The following is a 9,548-nucleotide window of genomic DNA, read 5'->3' as shown; positions in this document are numbered from 1 at the left end:
TTCGCTTTCAACTGTTATTATACTACAAACGCACTCACCCTCATAAAAAGCAAGTTCGTTAAATTCATACTTAATTCGATTCTTCATACTTTCTGATAATATGTTTCGTCTTTTCTACGGGATAAGGCACCTCATCGGCCGAATAATAGTCGATGCGTTCAATGCGCACAACCCGTTCGTCATTACTCGGACCTACGGGAACGACGACCAAATCGCCTTCTCTGTAAATGTCTTCATCGGCAATATAGCTGTACGTATAACTGCTGCGTGAAAAGGCTACTTGACAATAAATAAAATCCGTAGCCAAGCGCTTCGCCTTGGCATATGTATGACGATCAAACAGCTCTCCTATTCCGTAGGCGGAAATAAAGGAATAGATTTTGTTCATCAAATCGGGCCACATGGCGGGCAAGCTGCGTTTATCATACGAACCGGCAATCACCTGCATATCTCGTCTCTTCGTCATGAGCGTTACCGTATAGAGACGACGGTCCAAAGGATTATCTATGGCATCCGACGGATTTCCTTCAATCTTATCGAATCCGTCCGCATCGAGACTCTTCAGCAACCGACGCACGCCGTCTTCGACGTAATAACTGTTCGTCACGCGGCAACCGTCTGCAATTTTACGGGAAATTTCTACAGTCTGTGTCTCATAATCCACCGTCAAGACTTCATTATACGTCCACTTTAGCGGCTCAACATCAATATCCGTAACACAGACAGTCGTCGTCCGCTCATATTCTATCTTCAAATACGTAATACAATCACGGTTCCCGTCAAAAACCCATAAATTGGAAATTCCCGTTTTTTCACGAACACAATCGGATAAACTTTTGTCGTCGCTGAACAAATCCGTTCCCAATCGTCCGATATAACGTGATTCACTGCCGTCCGTATCGGTCAATTTTACATCGTAAATGCCCCCACTGATATCCAAGGGATATTCCGTCTCAGGAAATTCACACTCTTCAAAAGAAGAAAACAGCACTTCCGCAGCACCACCGAGCATCGTAAGGGTCCGGTCTTCTAACAACACCTTATTGTTACCCACATACCCGCACCGCTGTATACGTACCGTTCCGTCCAAGCCTATCGTCAATTGCTGGCGAAATTCACAACCGTCACCCGAAGACTCTCCGCAAGGAAGACTCGTATCAATCTCTATTTTCCGGATCATACCGTTTTCAAAGTTCCCTTCCATGCCGTCACCTGCTTTACCTCTTAATCTGAAAGATACGGATTCCATTTCGCCTTTAAATATATCAAATTTAAGTCTGACTGAACATCGGTTCATGTAGTTATCCGTAAGAAACGGAAAAGCATGTTACTGAACTACCTACAACGCATCACTACTTTCTCTAAGGCATCGCGATCTATGCTTTTATCTAGCAGTCTTTACCGCATGAGGGTTTCATAACACTTTTTATCTTCATCCTTAAACACATTAAAAATAATGCGTTCCATAGCATTCCCATGCGTTTCCTGCCAACCTCTGACGGTATTCACGGCAATCTCTGCCGCCTCCTCGTTAGGAAAATGAAACACGCCTGTAGAAATACAGCAAAAAGCAAGACTTTTTAGACCTTCACGCATACATAAATCCAGAGTGTTTGTATAACAAGCGGCAAGCTCCGTTTTATGCTTTTGTGTAAGAGGCCCCATTACGACAGGCCCGACAATATGAACAACCTTCTTAGCCGGTAAATTATACCCGTCCGTAAGTAGCGGTATAGCCGTAGGCTGTACATAGCTCTGCCCGTATTCTTGCTTTAATAACTTCATTTGCCTGTCACATTCTGCCCGCATTTGAACCCCTGCATAAGTTTGAATGCAGTTGTCAATACAATTATGGCCCGGCACAAAGCACCCGAGCATGGCCGAATTAGCCGCATTGACAATCGCATCGACAGCAAGTCGCGTTATATCACCTTGCCAAACAGACAAACCGTTGCGAATAACGGGAATGTCCTGGAGTCCTATAATCCCCTTCTCCTCAGCCCGCTCACGCAAATACGCATCTTGGACAGCCAATACTTCAGCACTCATGGGTCCGGGCATACGAACATTCATGAGAGCTCGCAAAAATTTCCGTTTGCCGTCTCTATCTGCAGGTACACAGAGCTTTTCATATTCCTTGAACTCAGCCCTAAAAGCCTCTATTAAAAAATCCAACCGTTCATCCTGTGTCATAACTGTCGCCTCTTCTTTTATCTTATCCGCAAGCTAAAAAATACAAAAATTATGATATAAGGGTCTAAACCCGTACTCCAAATACTTCATAAGAACCTCCCGTAACATCAGTTTTATCTGCAAATCGTAGGTATACAAAGTTTAATTGGCATTATATCCGTGCTGACGACTCTGCAAGACTTCTTTCCACCATGATTCTCGTCTCAAAACAATTTTGTCATCAATTCTCCCGTTATAGTTCTCTAGAATAGAATACTGAAAGTTATTTTCTACGTAACCAATGCCTTCATCTTTAACCAATTCTTCTAATTTTTTATTGCCGCCGTGACCGTCGTCAGCATACTGACTCCATCTTTGCAATAACATTTCTTCACCCGTAGCCGACCCTACATATAACTTGCCGGTCTTTTTATCTGTTATGAGATACACAGCTTTTTGATTCCCGAGAGCCGCACTCCAATCTTTCCTTACGATGACACGCTTTAGGTCTGAATACGAAAGTTTTACGTTATCATAACCGGGAAAGTCGTCATTATCATATTTTCCCGGCAAGATCTGTCGTACTTTAAGTTCGGCGGCATACCGATCAAAGTGTCTTACAATCGTTCGTCCGGTCAGTGTATATTCTATAATAGTTCTGCCGAAATATTGTTCATACTTCTCCTTAGGAATTCCTGTATATTCACCGTTTTCATCCTTCTTAAAATCATCAACTGTTGTAAGAAGCCAATGATTCCCTCTGATTTTCACTAGACAAATAGCAATATCGGCATTTTTTAAATTATCCCGTTCGCCTACATGATACAGCCAATTTTTGTGTAACCTTTCTTTTAACACCTTATCTCCTTCCATAAAAAGTGTAAGAGGATCTGTTTCCCCGTTATATGTATTAAACTTCACTCTCGTTCGACTCATCTCTTCCTCAGAAAAGCCTAACAAATCATTCAACAAAATCGGCTTTTGTTCTTCCTGCAACTCCTGCTTATCCTTCTTTTCCTGTTTCATACATATACCTCCTCAGAAAGTGTTCATTATTAAATAGCTCTATACAGCAATACCCATGTATTCCTTATAATAAACCGGTCCCTTCTCCTACACACAACTGCCACAATTTTCTTGTTTTCATTCAACACGATAGCCCGTAGGTATCCTTCCTACGGGTTGTTGTTATTTATTCCCCACGACACGTGAATATCTTATCTAAATTGTATGTTCCTTACGAATAGTTTAAAACAAAGACCCGGTACGAAGAATATAGCCGGAGCAATAAAAAGGATAGCTTCCAGTACATTTCTGATAACGTGACTTTACTTCTCTCATATGAAGTCTTCTAAATCGTACGGATATTTCTTGCTTTATAGATTTTACGGAAGCACGGCTATTACGCCTAAAAAAACTACCAATACGGTATCGCTTCCCCATTCGAATACAAAGTCAATCACCTAGTTTTTCATATCACACTCATTACAAGGCTTAGTGTCAAGGATACAAATATAAGCTCATACAAAGAGTTCACTAAAAAATCAACCTTTTCAGTTTTCTAGAACTTTCAAGTGTATTTTCTCTAGATAAAAAAACACCTGCTATTTATTCATACTTTTCAACTAGTCTAAAGCAATTATCTCTGCTTGGGCTTTCATTGCTATTTTTCCCTGAGGAGCAAAATTAGGTCCATTAACAGTTTTTGCAATCTGTTTAACTTTCTTATTTGTATCTTCTATAACCAATGATAAAAATTGGGTAGCCCTTGAGCATGCAACATAAAAATTTCGTTTTTCGCCCGCATCACAAAAATCTTTCTCATCTATATCTATAATAATAACAACTCGACTTTCTAGCCCTTTAAATTTTTTTGCAGTGGTAAAAAGAATAGAAGAGTTATATTTTTCAGTGCTAACGGGAATCCCAGATATCGTATGTATATTATTCATAAAAGACTGTGACTCTGTCTTCAGTGTGAGAATTACTATATCACTAATTTCATATCCATATTCATCTCCAGTGATAATTTTTATGAGTTTAACCAACTGATTTATCGGGTTTCCCTTTGCAAAGACAAGTTTAGTTTTGGGACCATTAATCATTTTACTTTTTTGATTTAACTCTACATCCATTATATTATATGCGGTTAAAGCAATTTCATAAGTGTTTCTACAATTTTTCGTTAACAACAATCTACATTCTGAATTTTCTATCCACTTTGGAACCCCGTTTGTCTGCACTACTTGATTTTTATCAAAAAAAGCTAAAAATCTTCCCTCTTTACATTCCGCGTATGTCTTAAAATAATTTATTTCCCAATCATGGAAATCTTGTGCCTCATCAATGATTATATCTTGGAAACTTAACTCATCTATCAGTATAGTCTCCAACACCTTAGCTCTTATGTCTGCTTTCGACAGATCCCCGTTATATTTACTATAAAAATGAATAAATGAATGTATATTATAATAAGTTACGTTTTCGTAAGGATAGTTTTTCCTCAAATAAATATATAGAAACTTATTAAAGCAGAGAAATAATACTTTATGACCTTCTTCTCCCCATATTTTAGCAGCTTCTTTAGCAATTAATGTTTTCCCGGTTCCAGCAACACCTTGTATCGTTGCAAATCGTTGCTCAGCTATATAGTCTAGTATTCCCGCTTGCTCTTTAGTCAATCTTATGAACTCATAATCAAGCTCACCCTTCTTCGCGGAAGGAGCTGTAATCAATTCGAAGTCCGCTGCTATTGCATCAACAATAGTTTTAAACTCCTCATCTGAAATATTAGCCTTATTCTTGGATCCATAAAATTCAAAAATTCTATAAATCACTGATGAAACATTCTTTAAATCATTAATATCAAGAACAGCTTCCCTTACTTCACGATAGGCAAGAGGAAATTTATCCATTTTATTTGGTGTTATCTCACAACTAGGAAACCATACTGCAACTTCAATAGGAAAACGTATACTCAACGACAAACTTTTGTCTCTTGTATTTCCAATTTCTTCAAGCATCCCCCTATAATGATATGCCCCATCAACAGCTTGAGACAAGGAATCTTTTTTCTTCTTAGGATCCAAAATAAATACATCTTTTGTTCGAGTATTAATCTGACGAAATACGGCTCCACTATATTCAATATCCCCACCTTTTACCTCCAATACGAGAGCCCCAAAATGTTTATTTAAAATCAGAAAATCATTTTCTTTCCAAGTAGCAGCCCATCTTCTGGTTTTCTTCAACCACCTAACCGAATGAAAAACTAAGAATTGATTCCCCAAATTTTCAAGTGCCTCATAAACTCTAAGCTCAGCATATGGGAGCCCAGATAAATCTTCTCTAGTTGGATAAATTGCCATCGCCTAAGCACTCCTTCAACGCCTTAACGTCAATGCTATCTATTCGATATGCTGTCCAACCTCTATCAATATAACCATTAATAACTTGGTCCGCAGTATCTTGTTGGCAAATCAAAGTATTTTTAGAAGGCCATGACATAAGAATATCATCTCCTAAATTTGACTTCTTTATAGTTGTTTTCAAATACTCAGGAATGACAATTCTTTCCCTAGCTAACTTATTAAGGACCACACGATCATTATCATCAAAGAACTGGTGCAAATCCTTCCACGATTTATATTTATAGGTCGAGTAGGATCTCTTGTCATCAACAACCTTATACATCTCTATGTTTGTTTCGAGGTTCAAATTGGATCCCAGTTTATGGAGAACATCATTACCTAAAAAATAATCCTCAATATACTCCCACCGTTCCTCATCAGTATGCAATTCAATAAAAAACTTCTTTAAAATACTTACATCTCTTTCATGTCTTTGTTTAGCTTGATTTACGTAACTATTAGAATAATAAGTATTACCCATTACAATATTTTTTATCTTTTGAGGATCATTTAAACGGATAAAAATTTCCGGCTCCTCACCTCCTAAAATCTCATATGAAATATAATTAAAAATAGAAAGTAATTTTAATGCGATATTTGATTTTTTATCTTTTGAAATACTTATAAAACTTGAATATCTAGTATCATTGCATTGGGTAAATAAACGCACTATTCGAGCTTTGCTAATTGCAGCTCTCATGTGTTCCTTAAAATTACCATAAGCAATCATATATTCATTAATCTTATGCTTAACACATTTTCCATTAGGATCAACTAAATCAAAAAGTGAATTAGCAATAATTTTTGCCTGAGACCTACCATATTTTGTATGAATTACTTCCCCAAATGCTTCTAATGTAAAATAACTTTTTCCAAAATTTTCATGTAAAGTATTCCCAATATATTCAAAATCTTCAAAAATGCTTTCTTGAATTTCACTCAACAATATTTTTTCCTTACGGGCCTCAATATTAACCTTTTGCCTAGGTTTCAAATACTCTCGTATATCCCCCAAAATTTGTTTTTCATCACTTCCAGCAGAGTTATCATTAAAATAATGATACTTAAACTGTGGGAACGAAATTTCTTTATAACGATCCTCCCATATCTGTTTCAATTTAATTAAAAATATATCTCCACAATCACTTATACAGCTTCCATCAGGTTGACGTTCTTCACTTCTCCCACTAGCAATATGCTCAAAATATTTTCCATAAGCATCAAGTACCTGATTTTCATATTCTTTATCTATAACGGCATATGCTTTAGTAAATATCCCCTGCGGTCTAGAGATTAAAACTTTAAAATTATATTTGTCATAGAAATCTTTTTCTAGCATTAATAAACATGTCTTAAGTTTATTAATGCTTTGATTTTCATTTTTACCATTAAATATATAGGTAAAGGATGTGGGGGAAATCAAAAAATTCCGTGATCTATTCTTGTTCTTATAAACATCATAAATTCCTTCAAGTACTTTTCTGATTTGATATTGTCTAATTTGTGACATGCCAAATAAGGTATTCATATACGTCATATCATTATAAAAGAAATCAGTAATAGCTCTCCCCGTCATCTCTTTTTTCCGAGCAACCCGTCCAATCTCTTGAACATAATCACAAAGATTACCAGATACTGCATAATGATACACATTTTTTACATCGTCAATATCTATACCCATGCCAAATGCCTTTGTTGCATATATGATAATTTTTCTACCTACTCTAAATTGTTCAAATACTTCTTTTCGTTTTTCTTTAAAGTTTTCTTCACTCAAATTATCAACATTCCTACCAGTATAAACGCCAATGCGTTGATCTTGTTTTATCTTCCCAAAAGCATCACTACCTCGAGCTGCATCAGACGCTGTTTTAGCATACGGAAAATAAGTAATCGTCTTTTCATTATTATTAAGCCAGATGTTAATCCGCTCAGTCATTTTCTGCGTTTTCATTTCTCTATATTTAGATTGTGATATTTTTTTTTCCTCACACACCTTTATGTCAAAATGAATGTCATCCCGCTTTACATAACCAATAAATTTTATAGGGTTCTCCATATATAGACTGATTATAGTCTCACCAACTGAATCATCTACACCCCCATTAATAGCTGTCGCAGTAAACGCACAAATTGGAAACTTATATACTTTTCTTTTTTTCCCAACTGTTGTCTGAATCTGATTTCTTAATTTATTTATGTATCCACCTAAATACCAATAATCAGGTCTAAAACCTAATCCCCATGTGGTTACAATGTGTGCCTCATCCACTATCAATAATCCAATTTCCCTATCCCCTATAATTGTTTCAATAGAATATGACAAAAGTGTTTCAGGGCTAAGATATAGTAGATCAATTTCTCCCTCTCTTATTTGTTTCAGAACAACCTCTTTATCATTCTGAGATATTAAATCTGAATTAAATGTAGCTACACGATTATAGCCACTTCTAATAAGTTTTTCTTTCTGATCTTGCATTAGAGCTTTTACAGGCTCAATAATAATTGTCAATTTATGATACTGCTTAGCCAGATAAATCGCCGGTATCTGAAATATTATAGATTTTCCCGCCCCTGTTGAGGCAGTAATAAATATATCCCTAAATGAATGCCCTTTTATATCATTATATGCTATTTCTGCTTGACGAATTATTTCTTGAATCAGAGTGGATTGTGATACTTCTATAACCTCTTTATCTATATCGGGGTCTTTGTAAAATTTAATATGTCTAAAACCCTGGAAGTTATCAATACCCATGTCATTTTTAGCAATATCAATAAGATCTTCCCTTATATTGGGGGAATTACCCAAAGATTCATTAAAGTTGACAAGACTAATTCCATACTCACTACAATAAGATTGCAAAGATTTTAAAATACGCTCAGAAGCGATTCCTTTTCCCTGCTTAACACCAATAACAGATGGATTAATCGTTTTAATTCTGGATAAATCTCGCAAATATGTCTCTATATCTTCATTAATGTAAATATCGATATCCGTTCTTTCTTCAGTACTTTTTATTTCCTGATAGTTTTGATAATACGAACTTACTCTCACCGCAAGACCTTGATCATATTCATAATTGTAAAAACTTCCAAAAAAGGTACCATCTATCTCTACCAAATTAGCATAAATATCAAAATATCTTATGCACGCTTCGCTAAGCCCTTTTTCCATCGAATTGGAATCAAGATTCGCTTTTATATCGGATACCACTTCATCAGATATATCAAAAGATATAGGATAATAATCGGGATAAAGATTATTTATATAAATAGTAACTTGTACTCCATCTACATCCATAGCATTATCCACATCTCTTTTAATCAAAGCATATTCTTCATATGTAATCCAAGCTTTATCCCCTTCTTCTAAAGACAATAAGGCCTTCTGTAATTGTCTCCTGAAGGATTTATCAAACTGTAAGACATTTATTTTTTTATAAATATCATTTTCTACTAATGGACGATCTGTCAATAATGATAAAAACGCTTCATCAAATCCTTTGTACACTAATAATTCCATGCCAAATTACCGCCTCTCATAAATTAACATATCAATATTTTAAATACTCACATATTTAAACTAAGTTCTATAATCACACTTATCAAAATTGTCGTATATGATAATTTTTCTATATATTAATAATTAAATTGTAATACAGATGATCTCCTATTTCCACAAAAATATATTCATAAACTTATTTTATACCATATTAAAATTTACCAATATAGTAGTGTAAGAGAACAGGACATATGTGACAAAGAAATAAAAAAATAAGAAGGAACTCTGTTATAATGCAAGTGACCAAACCAACAAGATAACAGGAGACCCTTCTTATGAGACCTATTATAACCGAAGAACTGAGACTTCGTAAACGGATATGTGAATTTGCCATTAAACATGGAAACAACGCAGAGGCAGCTCGGCGTTATCATACGAGCAGACAACAGGTGCAACGATGA

At 35.7% G+C, this 9,548-nt stretch carries 5 protein-coding genes; all 5 read right to left on the bottom strand.

Annotated elements, in window-relative coordinates; genetic code table 11:
• Nucleotides 1-70: 70 nt before the first annotated feature.
• A complete protein-coding gene (locus ACO4XG_RS09130; RefSeq protein ID WP_485129689.1) occupies nucleotides 71-1,204 on the bottom strand; it encodes a hypothetical protein in 1,134 nt (377 codons plus the stop codon).
• A 194-nt stretch (nucleotides 1,205-1,398) separates the two neighbouring features.
• Nucleotides 1,399-2,193 (bottom strand): protein-ADP-ribose hydrolase, encoded by a 795-nt coding sequence (locus tag ACO4XG_RS09125; RefSeq protein WP_485129688.1) that lies wholly within the window; start codon nucleotides 2,191-2,193, stop codon nucleotides 1,399-1,401.
• 141 nt (nucleotides 2,194-2,334) lie between these two features.
• Complete coding sequence (locus ACO4XG_RS09120; protein ID WP_485129687.1) at nucleotides 2,335-3,198, bottom strand: GIY-YIG nuclease family protein; 864 nt, start codon at nucleotides 3,196-3,198, stop codon at nucleotides 2,335-2,337.
• A 599-nt stretch (nucleotides 3,199-3,797) separates the two neighbouring features.
• Nucleotides 3,798-5,540: an AAA family ATPase gene (locus ACO4XG_RS09115; RefSeq protein WP_485129686.1), complete on the bottom strand. Its 1,743-nt coding sequence runs from the start codon at nucleotides 5,538-5,540 to the stop codon at nucleotides 3,798-3,800.
• Nucleotides 5,521-9,108, bottom strand: a complete 3,588-nt coding sequence (locus ACO4XG_RS09110; RefSeq protein ID WP_485129685.1) for a DEAD/DEAH box helicase — start codon at nucleotides 9,106-9,108, stop codon at nucleotides 5,521-5,523. The genes ACO4XG_RS09115 and ACO4XG_RS09110 overlap by 20 nt, the downstream gene beginning before the upstream one ends.
• Nucleotides 9,109-9,548: the final 440 nt, after the last annotated feature.

It is taken from the genome of Stomatobaculum sp. (assembly GCF_057248925.1).
This window is presented reverse-complemented; position numbering and strand designations above follow the sequence as displayed.

Excerpts from the sequence above, each read along its gene's own strand:
- ACO4XG_RS09130 (WP_485129689.1), bottom strand. The coding sequence starts at position 1,204 with ATGGAAGGGAACTTTGAAAACGGTATGATCCGGAAAATAGAGATTGAT.
- ACO4XG_RS09115 (WP_485129686.1), bottom strand. The coding sequence starts at position 5,540 with ATGGCAATTTATCCAACTAGAGAAGATTTATCTGGGCTCCCATATGCT.
- ACO4XG_RS09120 (WP_485129687.1), bottom strand. The coding sequence starts at position 3,198 with ATGAAACAGGAAAAGAAGGATAAGCAGGAGTTGCAGGAAGAACAAAAG.
- ACO4XG_RS09125 (WP_485129688.1), bottom strand. The coding sequence starts at position 2,193 with ATGACACAGGATGAACGGTTGGATTTTTTAATAGAGGCTTTTAGGGCT.
- ACO4XG_RS09110 (WP_485129685.1), bottom strand. The coding sequence starts at position 9,108 with ATGGAATTATTAGTGTACAAAGGATTTGATGAAGCGTTTTTATCATTA.